Annotated in this window: 15 protein-coding genes; 9 read left to right on the plus strand and 6 right to left on the minus strand. The window is 64.8% G+C overall.

The genetic code is table 11. The annotated features are described in order from the left end of the window. Nucleotide 1: 1 nt before the first annotated feature. Nucleotides 2-667 carry a peroxiredoxin-like family protein gene (locus EN853_RS00640; protein WP_127857360.1) on the minus strand — a complete coding sequence of 222 codons (666 nt, stop codon included), beginning with the start codon at nucleotides 665-667 and terminating at the stop codon, nucleotides 2-4. Nucleotides 668-775: 108 nt separating this feature from the next. On the opposite strand from EN853_RS00640, the gene EN853_RS00645 reads away from it, so the two are divergent. The 5 genes from EN853_RS00645 to EN853_RS00665 all read left to right on the plus strand — a co-directional run bounded on the left by EN853_RS00645 (nucleotide 776) and on the right by EN853_RS00665 (nucleotide 8,263). Beyond that, entirely contained in the window at nucleotides 776-1,666 is an 891-nt protein-coding gene (locus EN853_RS00645; RefSeq protein ID WP_127857361.1) for a LysR family transcriptional regulator, read from the plus strand. A 126-nt stretch (nucleotides 1,667-1,792) separates the two neighbouring features. Then, a complete protein-coding gene (locus tag EN853_RS00650) occupies nucleotides 1,793-3,214 on the plus strand; it encodes a coniferyl aldehyde dehydrogenase (RefSeq protein ID WP_127857362.1) in 1,422 nt (473 codons plus the stop codon). Nucleotides 3,215-3,580: 366 nt separating this feature from the next. Beyond that, the gene (locus tag EN853_RS00655; protein ID WP_127857363.1) at nucleotides 3,581-4,753 is read left to right on the plus strand and encodes an efflux RND transporter periplasmic adaptor subunit; all 1,173 of its coding nucleotides are present in this window, start codon (nucleotides 3,581-3,583) and stop codon (nucleotides 4,751-4,753) included. Nucleotides 4,754-4,832: 79 nt separating this feature from the next. Next, nucleotides 4,833-8,009 (plus strand): efflux RND transporter permease subunit, encoded by a 3,177-nt coding sequence (locus tag EN853_RS00660; protein WP_127857364.1) that lies wholly within the window; start codon nucleotides 4,833-4,835, stop codon nucleotides 8,007-8,009. 95 nt (nucleotides 8,010-8,104) lie between these two features. Then, nucleotides 8,105-8,263 carry a DUF3309 family protein gene (locus EN853_RS00665; protein ID WP_127857365.1) on the plus strand — a complete coding sequence of 53 codons (159 nt, stop codon included), beginning with the start codon at nucleotides 8,105-8,107 and terminating at the stop codon, nucleotides 8,261-8,263. Nucleotides 8,264-8,324: 61 nt separating this feature from the next. Here the strand turns inward: EN853_RS00665 and EN853_RS00670 are convergent, their stop codons facing one another. Continuing rightward, entirely contained in the window at nucleotides 8,325-9,281 is a 957-nt protein-coding gene (locus EN853_RS00670) for an SDR family oxidoreductase (protein ID WP_127857366.1), read from the minus strand. A gap of 97 nt (nucleotides 9,282-9,378) precedes the next feature. Between EN853_RS00670 and EN853_RS00675 the strand changes: the two genes are divergently transcribed. Further along, nucleotides 9,379-10,293 (plus strand): LysR family transcriptional regulator, encoded by a 915-nt coding sequence (locus EN853_RS00675; RefSeq protein ID WP_127857367.1) that lies wholly within the window; start codon nucleotides 9,379-9,381, stop codon nucleotides 10,291-10,293. Here EN853_RS00675 and EN853_RS00680 read toward each other — a convergent pair. Next, the gene (locus EN853_RS00680) at nucleotides 10,251-11,432 is read right to left on the minus strand and encodes an MFS transporter (RefSeq protein ID WP_127857368.1); all 1,182 of its coding nucleotides are present in this window, start codon (nucleotides 11,430-11,432) and stop codon (nucleotides 10,251-10,253) included. The two genes, EN853_RS00675 and EN853_RS00680, sit on opposite strands and share 43 nt — an antisense overlap. A gap of 177 nt (nucleotides 11,433-11,609) precedes the next feature. On the opposite strand from EN853_RS00680, the gene EN853_RS00685 reads away from it, so the two are divergent. After that, nucleotides 11,610-12,203: a hypothetical protein gene (locus EN853_RS00685; protein WP_127857369.1), complete on the plus strand. Its 594-nt coding sequence runs from the start codon at nucleotides 11,610-11,612 to the stop codon at nucleotides 12,201-12,203. 29 nt (nucleotides 12,204-12,232) lie between these two features. Here the strand turns inward: EN853_RS00685 and EN853_RS00690 are convergent, their stop codons facing one another. Together EN853_RS00690 and EN853_RS00695 are read right to left on the minus strand one after the other, a co-directional pair. Beyond that, nucleotides 12,233-12,541, minus strand: a complete 309-nt coding sequence (locus tag EN853_RS00690) for a DUF1244 domain-containing protein (protein ID WP_127857370.1) — start codon at nucleotides 12,539-12,541, stop codon at nucleotides 12,233-12,235. Between the two features lie 30 nt (nucleotides 12,542-12,571). After that, complete coding sequence (locus tag EN853_RS00695; protein ID WP_127857371.1) at nucleotides 12,572-13,369, minus strand: N-formylglutamate amidohydrolase; 798 nt, start codon at nucleotides 13,367-13,369, stop codon at nucleotides 12,572-12,574. A 244-nt stretch (nucleotides 13,370-13,613) separates the two neighbouring features. On the opposite strand from EN853_RS00695, the gene EN853_RS00700 reads away from it, so the two are divergent. Beyond that, complete coding sequence (locus tag EN853_RS00700) at nucleotides 13,614-14,102, plus strand: DUF1036 domain-containing protein (RefSeq protein WP_126089678.1); 489 nt, start codon at nucleotides 13,614-13,616, stop codon at nucleotides 14,100-14,102. Then, nucleotides 14,099-15,526 carry a pyruvate kinase gene (gene pyk / locus EN853_RS00705; RefSeq protein WP_127857372.1) on the plus strand — a complete coding sequence of 476 codons (1,428 nt, stop codon included), beginning with the start codon at nucleotides 14,099-14,101 and terminating at the stop codon, nucleotides 15,524-15,526. Before EN853_RS00700 ends, pyk begins: the two co-directional genes overlap by 4 nt. 213 nt (nucleotides 15,527-15,739) lie before the next feature. Here pyk and EN853_RS00710 read toward each other — a convergent pair whose 3' ends face one another. Next, nucleotides 15,740-16,807: an alpha/beta hydrolase gene (locus EN853_RS00710; protein ID WP_127857373.1), complete on the minus strand. Its 1,068-nt coding sequence runs from the start codon at nucleotides 16,805-16,807 to the stop codon at nucleotides 15,740-15,742. Nucleotides 16,808-16,880: the final 73 nt, after the last annotated feature.

Raw genomic sequence — 16,880 nt, forward strand, 5'->3', positions numbered from 1 at the left:
TTCAGGCAGCCACGGAACCGCGCAACCGCTTCAGGATCGGAATAAGATCAGCCGGGTCGGGTCGGCGGGTGTAGTCCGGACTGACCTCCGCATAGGCAATGATGCCATCCTGCCCGATCACGAACCGCGCCGGCATGGGCAACGTCCATGATGCGTCTTCGTTGATTATCGGCAGGTCGACACCGAAGCTTCTGTACAAGTCGATCAAATCGTCCGGCAGCCGGAACCGCAAGCCGAAGGCATTGGCGACATCGCCATTCGGATCGCTCAGCATCGGGAACGTGACCTGCTTGTCGCGCTTTGCCTTGCGCGCGTTGGCCAGAGACTGCGGCGAAATGGAAACAAGCCGCGCGCCCATCGTCTCGATCCGCGGCCAGGCTTCCTGAAGGGCGCCGAGTTCGATGTTGCAATAGGGGCACCAGACGCCACGATAGAAGCTGAGGACAAGCGGCCCGCGAGCAAGCAGGTCGTTCGATGCAACGGGACCGTCATCGGCCTCCATCAGCGTGAAGGCCGGGGCGACCGCGCCGGCTTTCAAAGCATGCTCAGCCTGACCCGAGGCGATCAGCTCTGCGGTCGCGCGATGCATGATCTCCACGGCGTGCCTGGGAGCCTTGTTGCCCTCGAAATCGGCTTTGAAGGCATCGAGCTTTTCTTGAAGAGACATAGGACTGCTCCAAAGGTTAAGTGCCCGTAGGGCGGCGGAATGTGTCCTCGCCTATTTCCCGAAAGAGGGGTAGCGTTCCAAAAGGGATAGTAATCATCCGGAAAACGAATGGCCGACCGACTGCAGGAACTGGAAGTTTTTGTGCGCGTCGCCGAACGGGGCAATCTTTCGCAGGTTGCCCGCGAAATCGGCCTGTCGCAGCCTTCGGTGTCGCGTATCCTGAACGATCTGGAGGCGCGTATCGGCGCCCGCCTTCTCGCCCGCACCAGCCGCAAGGTCGTGGCTACCGAGGCAGGGCAAGTTTATCTCGACCAGATCCGGCCGCTGCTCGCCGAGCTTGGAGCAGCGGCAGATACCGCCGCCGGCAACGAGGAATTGCGTGGTCAGTTGCGCGTCGAGTTGTCGGTCACTTTCGCAATGCGCGCGCTCATTCCTCGTCTGCCCAGCCTTCTTGCAGAACATCCGAATCTCTCCATCGAGCTGATGATGGACGATCGCCGGCGCAGCCTTGTCGAGGAGGGCGCCGATGTCGCGATAAGGCTGGGGTTGCTGGACAATTCCAGTCTGATGGCTCGTAAGGTCGGGCAGACGCCGAGGCTGCTCGTCGCGGCGCCTGACTACATCGCCCGGCACGGCCTGCCGGCCTCTCCTGCCGATTTGGCGCATCATCAGGTTATCTTCGGTCCTTCCGATAGCTCAGGGGCAACCCTGCAAGGTCAGATCGGTCCGGGCGCCGGCTTTGTCCTGCCGGAAAGCCCACGCATCAGGGTGTCGAGTTCTGCTGGCGTCACTGCGTGCGTCGTGGCTGGACTTGGGGTGGCGTTCGGCTCGGGATGGATGTTCGGTACAGAGCTCAATGACGGCCGGCTTCTCCGGCTGCTGCCGGAGTTCCCGCTGCCGAGCATCCCGATCCACGCCCTGTTCCCGGCCGGCCGTCAGCCAAGCAAGCGCGCCCGAGGATTTGCCGACTGGCTAAGCAAATCGCTAAACTCGGCGTGACCTCGTCAGCGCCTGCTAGGGAAGGCGCGAACAGGTCTTGCGCCGCCTTACCTTGCGGAACCGGCGGCGCGCTGGATTCACCTTCGCCGGGCGAGTAGTTTACCTCGACGTAAACGGGAGGTAGCGATGCTGCAGACCAGACAGAACTCCCTCGGGGTCAGATTTGAAGCGCAGTGCAGGGCCTTCGAGAAGGAACCCTTTCCCAGTCTCGAGGTGCGCAAGGACCGGCTGAAGCGGCTGCTGGCGCTGACCGAAAAGCACGAGGCCGAGATCTGCGCGGCGATCGACAGCGATTTTTCCGGTCGGGCAGCCCAGGAAACGCGGCTTGCGGAACTGTTCGTCGTTGGCGCCGGCATCAGGCATGCCATTCGGCATCTACGCGGCTGGATGCGCGAGCGACGCGTCGCCACCAGCCTGCCGTTCCTGCCGGGCCGCAACCGATTGCTGCCGCAGCCGCTTGGCGTCGTCGGCATCGTCTCGCCCTGGAATTATCCATTCCAGCTCGCCATCGCGCCGGCGACCGCCGCTTTAGCCGCCGGCAATCGCGTGCTGATAAAGCCTTCCGAGCTGACGCCGAAGTTTTCGGACCTGCTTGCCCGGCTGGTCGAAGAGCATTTTTCTCCCGACGAAATGAGCGTGGTGGTCGGCGACGCCGAGGTCGGCAAGACATTCGTGTCGATGCCTTTCGATCACCTCTTGTTCACCGGCTCGACCGCCGTCGGCCGCCAGGTGGCGCTGGCCGCGGCCGCCAATTTGACGCCGGTCACGCTCGAGCTGGGCGGCAAGTCGCCGGCGATCTTCGATGCCTCCTGCGATCTCGATGCCGCGGTCTCGAGCGTCGCCTACGGCAAGCTCTTGAATGCGGGCCAGACCTGCATCGCGCCCGACTATCTGCTGGTCCCGCAGGGGCAGGGCGCCGCGATCGCCGCAAAACTCGCCGCAGCGATGGCGCGGCTCTATCCCAGCCTGCGCGACAATCCCGACTACACGGCTATCATCAGCGAACGGCACCGCCAGCGGCTGAGCGACATGATCGCGGAGGCGCGCGAAGCCGGCGCCGATGTCACCGAGGTCAATCCGGCAAGCGAAGAACTTGGCGTGAGCGACCGCAAGCTGGCGCCTGTCCTGGTCCGGAATGCCGGCGAGAATTTGCGACTGATGCGCGAGGAAATCTTCGGGCCGGTGCTGCCGATCCTCGAATACGGAACGGTCGATGAGGCGATCGAGCATGTGAACCGGGGCGAGCGTCCGCTGGCGCTCTACTGGTTCGGCAAGGACAGCGTCCATCGCCAAAGGGTGATGCGGGAAACCGTGGCCGGCGGCGTGACGGTCAATGACTGCATGATGCATCTGGTGCAGGAGCGGCAGCCGTTCGGCGGCGTCGGCGAGAGCGGCATAGGCGCCTATCACGGCGAATGGGGTTTCCGGACCTTCAGCAAGGAAAAGCCGATCTTCGTCCAATCCAGGCTGAGCGCCGGCGGCCTGCTTAGACCGCCCTACGGCAGGACATTCGAGCGACTATTCCGGTTGCTGAACCTGATCAGCTGAGAGCATTTATTTCGAAGTGGGCGCGCCCTGAGCATTGTCACGTGCTAATGCTGTAAGTCATTGCGCGAAAAAATTCCGCATCATGCTGACATCTGCTGCCATTGAGTGTCCGCGCGAGCAAGAAGTCTCTCCGGATCGGGAAAAACCAGGGCAGTCGACTGACTGAAAATGAAAAAAGCAGGATCGCCACGGGTGAAAGTGCAATGATGCTGCAATTTTTCTCACTATATTGCGCTGCAACTTTGAGGTAGAAGCGGCGCTTCGCCGATCACGGCAAATTGAACATGGCCTTGCGCGCACCCATATCGGCCGCGCGCCCGGGAGTCGGAGCGCCGACCTCGCCAAGTCTGCAACGGAAAAATGACGATGCCGAAAATCAGGTTTCACAAGCTTGCGGCCATTGCTGTGCTCATCGGATTCGCCGCCTGGATGGCAACGGGCGAGTTCTCGTCAGTGGGCAGCGCCGCCGACCACCAGAAGGCGGGAGAGCCAAGCAAAGCCACGCAATCCGGGGCCGAAAAGCCGAAGACGGCAGAGGCCGAGCCGAAGGCTGCGTTGCGTACCGTGGCGGTGGTGACGCCACCGCGCAAGACCTATGCGCGGGCGATACGGATCTCGGGCCTGACCGAGGCCGACAAGCGCGCGGTGCTGGCCACCCGCGTCGCCGGCGTCATCGACAAGCTGCCGGTCAAGCAGGGCGATCACGTCAAGACGGGCGACCTGGTGCTGATGCTCGCCGCCGAGGAGAAGATCTCGAACGTCGACAACGCCAAGCAGCTCTTGGTGCAGCGCAAGGCCGAGCTCGATGCCGCCGAGCGGCTGGCCAAGACCGGCAATCTGCCCAAGCTGCAGCTCGACACCGCCCGATCGAACCTCACTGCGGCGCAGTCGATGCTGGAGACGGCGCAAGCCGAACTCGACCGCAATGAGGTGAAGGCGCCGTTCGACGGCGTCATCGACCGCGTGCCGGTGGAACTCGGCAGCTCGGTAATGCAGGGCGGCGAAGTAGCGACGATACTCAAGCTCGATCCGGTCATCGCGCGCGGCGAGATCAGCGAGCGCGACCTGCGCTACATCAAGATCGGCGACGAGGCCAATGTGCGCCTGGTCAACGACCAGAAGGTCACCGGCACGGTGCGCTACATCAGCCGCGATGCCTCCTCGCAGACCCGCACCTTCCGCGTCGAAGTGGCGATCCCCAATGGCGACGGCTCGATCCCCGCCGGCATGACGGCCGAGATCGCGCTCAGCGCCGAACCGACCGATGCGGTGCTTTTGCCGCGCTCCGTGGTGACGCTGGGCGACAAGGGTGACCTCGGCATTCGCGCCGTCGGCAAGGACGACAAGGTGGCGTTCTTCCCGATTGATCTGGTCGACGACACGCCGCATGGCCTGGTGCTCGGCGGCATCCCGCAGGATGCGCGCATCATCGTCGCCGGCCAGGAGCTGGTGAAGGAAGGCGATCTTGTGAAGCCGGTCGAGGCCGACCAGGCGACCATCAACAAGCTGATCAGCGAAGCTTCCGCCGGCACACAGTAGCGCGATCGCTTGGCGCGCCGGGCCGCCGGCGCGCTGCCGGCCAATGTCGCCGCTTCCATAGAAACAGCAGGCAAAAGTCATGGACATCGTCAGACTCGCCATCCACAACGCCCGCCTCACGATATCGGCGCTGATGTTCCTGCTCGTCGCGGGCTGGGTCGCCTATCAGTCGACGCCGAAGGAAGCGGAGCCGGACGTTCCGATTCCGATGATGTATGTCAGCCTGATCTATCAGGGCATCTCGCCGGAGGACTCCGAGCGCCTGCTGCTCCGACCGATGGAAAGCAAGCTGAAGAGCCTCAAGGGGCTCAAGGAGATGCGCTCGGCCGCCTTCCAGGGCGGCGGCTACGTGCTGGTCGAATTCCAGCCGCAGACCAATCTGGCCACCGCGCTGCAGGACACGCGCAGCAAGGTGCAGGACGCCAAGGCTGATCTGCCGCAGGCGGCCGAGGAGCCGACCGTCAACGAGGTCAACGTCTCGGAATTCCCGGTTCTGGTCGTCACGCTATCCGGCGACGTGCCGGAGCGCGTGCTGACGGCGGCGGCGCGAGAATTGCGCGACCGGATCGAAGAGGTGCCCGGCGTGCTGGAAGGCTCGCTGCAGGGCGCGCGCGACGATCTGGTCGAAGTCGTCATCGATCCGGTGAAGCTCTCCTCCTACGGGCTGCAGCTCGACCAGGTGATCCAGGGCGTCGGCGCCTCCAACAGCCTGGTCGCGGCCGGCAATCTCGAAGGCTCCGAGGGCAAATACGCCGTCAAGGTGCCGTCGCTGATCGAGACGCCGGAGGATATCGCCAACCTGCCGGTCGTCGCCACGCCCAATGCCGTGGTGCAGGCCAAGGACGTCGCGACCGTGCGCTCGACCTTCAAGGACGCCGAGACGGTGACCCGGCTTGACGGCAAGCCGGCGATCGCCATCGAGGTGAAGAAGCGCATCGGCGCCAACCTGATCGACACGCTGAACCATGTCAGGGAGGTATCGGACAACTTCATCAAGTCGATGCCCGAAGGCATGCATGTCACCTACACGCAGGACAAGTCGGTCTTCGTCAACCAGCTGCTCGGCGACCTGCAGAACCACGTGATGATCGCCGTCATCCTGGTGTTCATCGTCATCCTCTATGCGCTGTCGGGACGCGCCTCGCTGCTCATCGGCCTCGCCATCCCGTCATCCTTCCTGATGGGCATCCTTCTCCTCGCCATGATGGGCTACACGATCAACATGATCGTGCTGTTCAGCCTCATCCTGGCGGTGGGCATGCTGGTCGACGATGCCATCATCGTCACCGAATTCGCCGAGCGGCGCATGAGCGAGGGCATGCCGAAGGCCGACGCCTTCGCTTTGGCAGCCAAGCGCATGGCCGGCCCGGTCATCGCGGCGACGATGACGCGCATCGCCGCCTTCTCGCCGCTCTTGTTCTGGCCCGGCATCATCGGCGACTTCATGAAGTACATGCCGATCACGCTGATCGTGACGCTGTCGGCCTCGATGCTCTACGCGCTGGTCTTCGCGCCGACGCTGGGCGCCATCTTCGCCAAGGCGCCGGCGCATCACGAGGAGGGCAACCGCGACGGCTGGTACATGGCGCTGGTCAAGCAGGCAGTGCGCTTCCCAATCACCGTCATCCTGCTCACCGTCGGCCTGCTGGTCGGCGTCGGCTTCGCCTATTCGAAATATGGCGCCGGCGTCGAGTTCTTCCCCAGCGTCGAGCCGGATTACGGCCTGCTCTACGTGCATGCGCGCGGCAATCTTTCGCTGGCTGAAATGGACGCCGCCACCAGGACGGCGGAAAACCGGCTGCTCGGCTGGCCCGGCGTGAAATCGGTCTATACGCGCGCCGGCAAGACGCAAGGCGGCGGCCAGGACATTCCGGAAGACGTCGTCGGCGTGATCCAGTACGAATTCGTCGACTGGCGCGAGCGCAAGTCGGCCAACCAGATCCTGAACGACCTGCGCGGCGTCATGGCCGGCATTCCCGGCGTGGACGTCGAGGTGCGCGTGCCGGAAGCTGGTCCGCCGACCGGCAAGCCGATACAGATCAGGCTGTCGGCCGCCGACCCGGCCGGGCTCGACGACAGGGCGCGGGCGGTGGCGGCGCGGATCGCCAAGATCCCCAACGTCATCGATGTTTCGGACGGTCTGCCGCCGCCAGGCGTCGACTGGGCGCTCGAGGTCGATCGCGCCAAGGCGGCGCAATACGGCATCAGCCCGACCTCGGTCGGCACCGTGGTGCAACTGGTGACAAACGGCCTCAAGCTTTCGGAATACCGGCCGGCGGGCGCCGACGACGCGGTCGACATCCGGCTGCGACTGCCGGAGGACCGGCGCACGCTGTCGACGCTCGACGAGCTTCGGGTGCAGACCTCGCAAGGGTCGGTGCCGATCTCGAACTTCGTGGTGCGCAAGCCCGAGCCGACGGTGGGTATCCTCAACCGCATCGACGGCGCGCGCACCGTGGTGGTGCAAGCCAATGTCAGCGCCGGCGCGCAGGTTGCGGCGGTGCAGCAGGAAGTCACCAAGGCCGTCGCCGATATGAATCTCGGCAGCGGCATCCGCTGGAAGCTCGCCGGCTCCAACGAGGACAGTGCCGAAGCCAGCGCCTTCCTCGGCAAGGCCTTCGGCGCCGCGATCTTCCTGATCTTCCTGGTGCTGCTCGCGCAGTTCAACAAGTTCACCAGCGTGTGGCTTGTTCTGTCCTGCGTGGTCATGGCGACCATCGGCGTGTTCCTGGGGCTGCTTCTGACGGGCGAAGCCTTCGGCATCGTCATGTCGGGCATCGGCGTCATCGCGCTGGCCGGCGTGGTGGTGAACAACAACATCGTGCTCATCGACACCTATGACCGGCTGCGCGAGGAAGGCTGGGACAAGATGGACGCGGTTCTGCAGACTTGTCGCGAGCGCGCGCGGCCGGTGGTGCTGACGGCGGTTTCGGCGATCCTCGGCGTGCTGCCGATCGCCTTCGGCCTCGGCCTCGAGATCTTCCATCACGAGACGACGATCAACGCGCCGTCGACGCAATGGTGGATCTCGCTGTCCTCGGCGATCGTCTTCGGCCTGTCCTTCGCAACGCTGCTGACGCTGGTGGTGACGCCTTCGATGCTGATGGTGTTCACCCGCGCCAAGGTGAAGCCCGGCGCGCGACGCGGCTGGTTCGGCCGCCTGTTCCGCCGCGGCAGCGGAGCGATGTCGCCGATCGGCAAGGCGGCGGACGTGGCTGCCGAAACCGAGATCGCTTTCCCGAAGGCAGCCGAATAGGGCCACTTCGCAACCGGCAGACACCAAGGCCGCCCGGGAACAACCGGGCGGCTTTTCGCATTGTTCCCTCAGTTCAACAGACGGCGAGGGCTACCATGACGATCAGCACACTTCTCGTAATAATCCTGATCCTGATCCTAATCGGCGCTGTGCCGGCCTGGCCGCATTCGCGCTCCTGGGGCTATGGGCCTTCGGGGCTTGTCGGCGTCATTCTGGTCGTGCTGCTGATCCTCTTGTTGATGGGCAGGATTTAACCTCGACATGTTTGCGGCCGGGCTTCGGGACCGGCCGCAGCATTTCGGTACTTTGTCGTGATCAGGCGGCCTGACGCGAGGCCGCGACGGCAATGCCGATGTCCTGCATGGCTTCCGCGACTGCCTGGTCGAGCGGGGTGTGCGGGATTTCGCCGATGACCTCTTCCAGCCGCGCCGAGACCAGCCGGTGCGGCTGGAAGCGCAGATAGGACATCGACACGATCTCGCGCCACATGGCCACGAACGGGCTGCCGGCGCGTAGTACCCACCAGGGCATGAAGGAGAGCTTGAGCTTGCGTCCCATCGCCTTCTCGGCGGCGGCCTTGATGTCGAGGTCGGTGACGGCGTGGCCCGGGAAATTCAGCGCTTCATAGAAGCCGAGCTTGTCGAGATTGCGCGCCAGCCCGACAAAGGCCACGGCGAAATCCGGTAGGTAGGCCCACTCATGGGTGAGGCCGGCCGGGCCGGGCGCGGTATAGGCGCCCTTTTCCATCTTGGCGGCGACGACGAGGTCGAACCAGGAACCGCTGCCGGTGCCGCCGAAGAAGTCGCCGGCCCGCAGGACAATGGTGCGCACGCGGCCAGCCTCCGCCTCGCGGCGGAACAGCTCTTCCATGGCGCAGCGGATGCGGCCCTTCTCGGTCGTCGGATGGAAGGGCGTTTCCTCGGTGATCACCTCAGGCATCGGCAAGCCGTAATTGTAGACGGTTCCGGGGAAGAGATGCAGCGCGTTGTTGGCACGGCAGGCGGCCATGACGTTCTCGGCCATGGGCAGGCACTTGCCCCAGTCGGTGTAGATCGGGTTCAGTCCGTTGAAGATGATGTCGACGCCTTCGGTGGCTCGGATCAGCGACTGGCGATCCAGCGCATCGCCGGCGACGGCAACAGTGCCCTTGAGCTCGGCCGGCACCTTGCCGGTGCGGGTGACGGCGCGGACATCGAAACCGGCGGCGATGAAAGCCTTGGCGACCACGCGGCCGAGCCGGCCATTGGCGCCCAGAATTGCGATCTTGATCATTGTTCGTCTCCGTTTGCTTGCGTTTGCCTGCTCAATCTGGCCCTTCCGCAAACGAATGGAAATTGACTTAGATCGGCGATCTGATATTCAAAAATGAATGAGAGAGTTCGACTGGAACCTGATCAAGAGCTTCGTGGCGGTCGCCGAAACCGGCACCCTGTCGGCCGCAGCGCGCCGGCTGACGGCCAGCCAGCCGACGCTTGGTCGCCACATCGCCGAGCTGGAGCAGGCGCTGGGCATCACGCTCTTCCGGCGCGGGCGTCGCGGCTATGAGCTGACAGAGGCCGGCAGCGCGCTCTATGAGCGCGGACGGGCGGTCAGCGAGCAGGCCAATGCCTTCTCGCTTTTGGCGCTCGGATCGGTAGAGGCGATCGAGGGCACGGTGCGCATCGCAGCAAGCGAAGTGGTCGCGGCCTGCGTGCTGCCGGAGATCACGGCCAAGCTTGGCGAAGAGGAGCCGGGCATCGAGGTCGAGATCGTCGCCTCGAACCAGGTCGAGAACCTTTTGCGCCGCGACGCCGACATCGCCATCCGCATGGTCAGGCCGGCGCAGAACGAGCTGGTGGCCCACAGGGTGACCGACATTGCGCTCTGCCTGTGCGCGGCGAAATCCTATCTCGACCGGCGCGGCCGGCCGGAGACACCGGCCGATCTTGCCGACCATCCTTTGGTGGGTTTCGACCGCAGCGACGAGATCATCCGCGGCTTCACCGCGTTCGGCATCCCGGTCAGCCGCAGCAATTTCCGTTTCAGGACCGACAACCAGATCGTGCTGTGGGAGGCGGTGCGGGCCGGCAACGGCATCGGTATCGGCCAGGAGCCGCTCGCCGACCGCGATCCGCTATTGGAGAAGCTGCTGCCGGACGTGCCCTTGCCCAACCTGCCGGTGTGGCTTGCCATGCATCGCGACGTGCGCACGAGCATGCGCATCCGCCGCGTGGCGGATTTCTTGCATGAAGAGCTGAAGCGCTATTCGGCCGGCGCCGGTTCGGCAGCGAACTCGGCCCGGTGAGCGAGGCTCGCCATCAACAGCACGATAAGCAGCAGGCCGGAGAGCGCGATGAAGATCGGGCCGAAGCTCGAATGCTCCGCGACGAAGCCGATCGCCGACGGGGCTACCAGAATGCCGGAATAGCCCATGGTGGTGACCACGCTCATGCCGGTGCCCGACGACATGCCTTCCTGGTTGCCGCCGGCCGAGAACAGGATCGGCACCATGTTGGCGATGCCGAAGCCGCAGCAGGCGAAAGCGGCAATCGCAAGCCAGGGCGAGGGCGAGAGGCCTGCCACGAACATGCCGGCAGCAGCGACAAGCGCCGAACCGCGCAGCGTTGCCACCGCACCGAAGCGGTTGCGCACGCTGTCGCCCAAGAAGCGCATCAACGCCATGACGCCGGAGAAGGCCGCGTAGGCGAGGCCGGCAATCGCAAGGTCGGCGCCGAGCTCCTGTTGGAGATAGAGCGCCGCCCAGTCGAGCACCGCGCCCTCGGAGACCATGGTGAGCAGCGCCATCAGCCCGACCAGGTAGACGATCGTGTGCCGGGGCAGCGCGAATTTCGGGTGCTCGGTGGCCTGCGGCCTGTCTTCGGCGATCAGATGGCCGATCGCGAAGGCGATAACGGCGAATGCGATTGCCGTCACCACGACGGCATGGGCGAGGTAGCCGTAGTTCTGGATCGAATAGCCGCCCAACGCGCCGCCGGCGAAGCCGCCCAGGCTCCAGAAGCCATGCGAGGGCGACATGATTGCCCGCGACAGCCGCCGCTCGACCACCACGGCGTTGGAGTTCATGGCGACGTCCATGCCGCCGATCGAGCCGCCGAAGATAAGCATGGCGATTGCCGCCAGCTGCACGTTGGGTGCAAGCGCCACGACCAGCAGGCCGAAACTGCCGCAGAGGCCGAACCAGCGCAGCACGGTGCGCGAGCCGTGCCTGGAAATGAGATGACCGCACCAGGTCATCGCCAAGACCGCGCCGACGCCGAACAAAAGGATCAGCAGGCCGAGCGTGAATTTCGAGATGTCCAGCCGGGTGAGGAACACCGGGATCTGCGGCGCCCAGCTGCCGGTCAGGAAGCCGTTGGCCAGGAAGATGCCGGCAACGGCCCAGCGGCCGCGGATCGCGGCCTGCATGAGATTGCGCGCGCCCATGGTCGAGAATCCGCTGCGAGAAAGGCTTGGACGGCAAATTAGATCGATTCAACCTTCAGTCAAGCGCCGCTGGTTGAAAGTGCTTGGGCCAAGCCGCGCCGGCAATGCGGTGCTTCCCGCGCCCACCGGAACGCGGCACAGTCGCGGTGTCCATTCCCAGACATGACAGGACCCCGCATGACCGCCCTGCTTCCCGCCGAACTCGCCTGGTACGCCACCGGCCGCTTCTACCGCGCCAAGGATGGCGCGGTGGCCGACTACGGATATTTCCTGCATCTGCCCTTCCCCGACGTGCCGCTGTTCGACGGCAAGCGCGCCGAGACGACCGCGCATTTCACCTTCGCGGCAAGGCCATTCAAGGCTCAGGGGGTCGACAACGGAGCGCTGTCGCTCGGGCTCGATCCGGTGGGGGAGTTCTCGCTTTATCTGCAGCGCCGGCCGATGGGAACCTTCGACGATCCGGCTTCGTTCGACCAAGGCGAACGCATCGCCACCTTCCGCCGCACCAGCCTGGTGGCGGGCACGACGGTCGCGGTCTCCGCCGGTACGGCAATGGTGCCATTGATCGGCACCAACGTGTTCAGCGCGCGCCTGGTCGCCAGCAGCACATTTGAGTTCGGTGGCGGCCGCCATGATCTCGCGCACCATCTCGGCGAGGGCGTCACCCAGTTCGGTACCTCCGCAGCCACGCCGATCGCGCCGCCGCCGGCCGGTTACGATCTGGCGCTGCCGTTCACGGGATCGGCCATAGCGCTGGGCCGAGTCGGGTAGCGAGCCTCAACGCAGGATCAAGGCCTCCGTTAGTGGTCCTTCGGCCGCTTCGCCTCGAACTCGGCCTTCTTGGCTTCGGAGGCTTCGGTCTGGTGAAGTGCCTGCCATTCGGCATAGGGCATGCCGTAGATGATCTCGCGTGACTGGTCCTTCGATAGCGCGACGCCATCGGCCTCGGCGGCCTCGCGGTACCAGTTCGACAGGCAGTTGCGGCAAAAGCCGGCGAGGTTCATCAGGTCGATGTTCTGGACGTCGCCGCGCTCGCGCAGGTGATCGACCAGCCGGCGGAAGGCGGCGGCCTCGAAATCGCGTTTTTGCTCTTGGCTGAGTTCGGTCATTTCGTCGTTTCCCGGCCTCACGGGCCACTGTCACACCGGCCCGGTGCGCGAGCCGAACATCTTCACTTGGTGTATATCGGCACGGCGGTCGATGGCGTCAACGATCGGCGCCAGCCGTTCCGCCCATGCCAACGCGCCGGCGCGATCGGCGATCAGGTCCTGGCGGATCTCGAGCAGCGCGTGGGCGTAGCCGTTGACGATGGCGTGGCGGAACATGGTGTCGCCGCGCAGCGCGCCGTCATAAGGCTCGTTGTCACCGACAACGAGGTTCTTGTCCGCGGCCAGCATGTCGATCAGCGGCCGCGCCACGCGGTCGTCGCGGTCCCACAGGATGCCGACATGCCAGGGCCGGATGAAGCCTTGCATGCGCGGGGTGAAGGAATGCACCGAGAAGATGAACGGCGCTTTCCCCGAAGCGTGCGCCACCGAGGCGATCATCGCGCCGACGGCGTCGTGATAGGGTCGGTAGAAGTCTTCGAGGCGCCGCTCCCGCTCCTCTTCGGCCATCGGATAGTTTCCCGGCACGATGGTGCCGTCATAGAGCTGGCGGATCAGCGTCGGGTCGTCCTCGCCCCGGTTGGGGTCGATCAAAAGCCGCGAGAAGCCGGCAAGCACCGCGGGCGCGTCGAGCGCCGTCGCCAGCTCGCGCGTGACCGTCTCGACGCCGATGTCATAGGCGATGTGGCGTTCGAATTCCGCCGCCGGCAGGCCGAGGCTGCCATATTCCTCCGGCAGATCGCGGCGGGCATGATCGGCCAGAAGCACGATGCCTTTTTTGCGGTCGCCCTCGACGATGTCGAAAGGCGCGAAAACTGTGGATCGGGTCATCGGCTGAAAACGGTCTGTTCGCTGGTGTCCAGGCAGGGTGGTATCGTCATTCCACGAAGAGGACGCAGGCGCAATGCCGTTGTTTGGCCACGGTTTCTGCAAAAAATCCCGAACGGGACGACTTAGCGCACACCGGGCCCTTCTAAATCGATTGGAATTGAACAAAACGGCGCGTTGACATGCGCCCGGAGTTTGCTGAAAAGGGCTTCGAGAGATGCAGATGTGGTTCGCGAAGGGATTTGGGATGGGTTTCGCCGGCAGGCCGCGCAAGCGCCTGACCCTACCGCTCCTGATCTTTGGCGCGGTTCTCGGCGCGCTTTGCGCGACCTCGCCGGCGCGCGCCGACTTCCGCGTCTGCAACGCGACGCAAAATCTGGTGGGCGTCGGCATCGGCTATCGCGCCAAGGCCGGCTGGATCACCGAAGGCTGGTGGCACATCGAAGGATCGACCTGCAAGACGCTGATCGAGGGACCGCTGTCATCAAGGTTTTACTATCTTTATGCAGAAGACGCCGAGCGCGGGGGGCGTTGGGATGGCCCGATCAACATGTGCGTCGCCGAAAAAGAGTTCAAGATCGCCGGCGTGAATGATTGCGTCGCCCGGGGCTTCCAGCGCGCCGGATTTCAGGAATATGACACGGGCGAGCAGGCAAGCTGGATGGTCCAGCTGACCGACGAGCCCGCAACGGGAGGCGCGCCAGCGACCCCCGCCCCGGGAACGAACAGTCAATGAGACGCAACCGCAAGGTCAAGATCCTCGCCACCATCGGTCCGGCTTCCTCGTCCGAGGAGATGCTGAAGAAGCTTTTCGAGGCTGGGGCCGATGTTTTCCGCATCAATATGAGCCATACCGACCACGAGCTGATGCGCACGCTGGTCGGTCGCATCCGCGCCGTCGAGGCGGCCGTCGGCCGGCCGATCGGCATCCTCGCAGACCTGCAGGGGCCGAAGCTCAGGGTCGGCAAGTTCGCCAATGGCAAGGAAGCGCTGACCGTCGGCCAGACCTTCACGCTGGACAACAATCCCGAACCCGGCACGTCCAGCCGTGTCTACCTGCCGCATCCGGAAATCCTGAGCTCGGTCGAAGCCGGCCACCGTCTTTTGATCGACGACGGCAAGCTGGAGCTCAAGGCTCTGAAGAGCGACGGCAAGTCGATCGCCTGCACGGTCGTCGCCGGCACCGGCATCTCCGACAAGAAGGGCGTCAGCCTGCCAGATACCGACCTGCCCGTCGGCGCGCTGACCGAGAAGGATCGCGCCGACCTCGACGCGGTGCTGGCGGCGAATGTCGACTGGGTGGCGCTATCCTTCGTGCAGCGGCCGGAGGATCTGGCGGAAGCGCGCAAGATCGCGCGCGGCCGGGCCCTCATCATGGCCAAGATCGAAAAGCCGCAGGCGGTGGCTCGCCTGCCCGAGATCATCGAACTGTCGGACGCGCTGATGGTCGCGCGCGGCGATCTCGGCGTCGAGATGCCGCTGGAAGCGGTGCCCGGCATCCAAAAGCAGATCACGCGCGCGGCGCGGCGCGCCGGCAAGCCGGTGGTGATCGCGACCCAGATGCTGGAATCGATGATCACCGCGCCCGTGCCGACCCGCGCCGAGGTCTCCGATGTGTCGATCGCCGTCTTCGAAGGCGCCGACGCGATCATGCTTTCCGCCGAATCCGCGGCCGGCGCCTATCCGGTCGAGGCGGTCGCGATGATGAACCGCATCGCCACCAAGGTCGAAACCGATCCGACCTATGCCGGCATCATCAACGCCCAGCGCTCTGAGCCGGAAGCGACCGGCGCCGACGCCATTTCGCTCGCCGCGCGCGAGATCGCCGAGACGCTGAAACTGTCGGCGATCATCACCTACACCGCCTCCGGCACCACCGGGCTGCGCGCCGCGCGCGAGCGCCCGCAGGTGCCGATCGTGGCGCTGTCGCCGATCGTCAACACCGCACGACGGCTGTCGCTGCTGTGGGGCACGCATTGCGTCGTCTCCGAGGACGCCATCGACCTCGACGACATGGTCGACCGCGCCTGCCGCATCGCTCTCGACGAGGGCTTCGGCAAGCCGGGCGACCGCGTCATCATCACCGCCGGCGTGCCGCTGAGGACACCCGGCTCGACCAACATGCTGCGCATTGCCTATGTCGGGTCGGAAACCCACTGAGGTGTGCCGATATTCAGGTGAGTCCGGCCTGTAGCGGCTTCCTGCGCTTCCGGTGCTCACGTACCTTAAGTACGCTCCGCTCCGGTTCTCGGAAGCCACCAGTTTCGGCTCGGCCTGACCTGAATAGTATCGCCGAACCGCTCGAAATATTTGCTTTTACGCAATTCCGGACGGAAAACCGTTACACTCTTTTCCTGGAATTGCTCTAGAAACTCAAGTCGGCGCCAGTTGGGCGTCAGGAACCTTGAGCTCCGGACATCTACCGGCGCCCTGCGTGTCGCCGGCGATCCGGCTCTCCACGGTCCTTGCCATCGCCTGCAGATCGATGTCCTTGCCCGCGACCTTTTCGATGGCGCCGACGACGAGATCGGGCGCGATCCAGTCCGGCTTGTGGCCGAGATTGCGGACCCAGATCAGCTCGGCGCCTGGAATGTCGCGCCCGAGGCCGACGGAATGGATCGTGGCATAGACCACCTTGTCGCGATCGCCGGAGATGACGACCGTCGGCGCCTTGATGTCGCGGTAGCCGGGCGAGGCCTTGAGCACATAATCGTAGAGCTGTGCCACATCGACGGCATTGGCGCGGAAGGCACGCGGCCTCAGCACCAGCGGGATCGAAGTATCGTCGACATAGCCGTCCGGAACTTTGTTCGGCGAGAACACGCAAGACGTGGCATTGCCGATCTGCAGGATGCCCGCCGGATAGGCCAGCGTCTCGGAAAACAGCGAGCCGACAATCGGAATGGCCGTCAGCTTGTAGTACCAGGCGGTCGCGCCGCCCGGCCACGGGTGGCTGACGGGCGCCAGGAAGACCAGGCCGAGGGTCTTTTCCGGATGTTTTTGAGCAAAGGCGGTGGTGACCGCGCCGCCGAAGGAATGGCCGGCGATGATGGCTTTGCCGATGCCGAGGCGATCCATCAGCGCGGCGATGGTGTCGGCTTGCGCCGCCAGCGTTTCGTTGTTGCCCGCTCCACGCTCCGACCAGCCGAAGCCGGGCCGGTCGAGGAATAGCATCTCGGCGCGGCCTTCGAGCAGGGGCCTGAGCGGCAGCATCTGGTCCCTGAGGTTGGCGCTGGCGCCGTGGATGAAGACGATCGGCGGCAGAGCGGCGCCGGCCGGGGCCGGGATATGGACGTAATGGATCTGGGCACCGTTGATGTCGACGAATTCTCCCACAGGAGGATTGCGGCGCTCGATCAGCCAGGCACCGGCACGGGTGACACCGGCGAGGGCGAAGACGAGTGCGATGAGGAAGAGAAGCGCGGCGCAGATGAGGTTCATGCGGATGAATACGGAAGTGGGGCGAAATTGGTTTAGGGCAGTAGGGCAGTAGGGCAGTAGGGCAGTAGGGCGT

This window comes from Mesorhizobium sp. M1C.F.Ca.ET.210.01.1.1 (assembly GCF_004791585.1).
Lineage (GTDB): Bacteria > Pseudomonadota > Alphaproteobacteria > Rhizobiales > Rhizobiaceae > Mesorhizobium.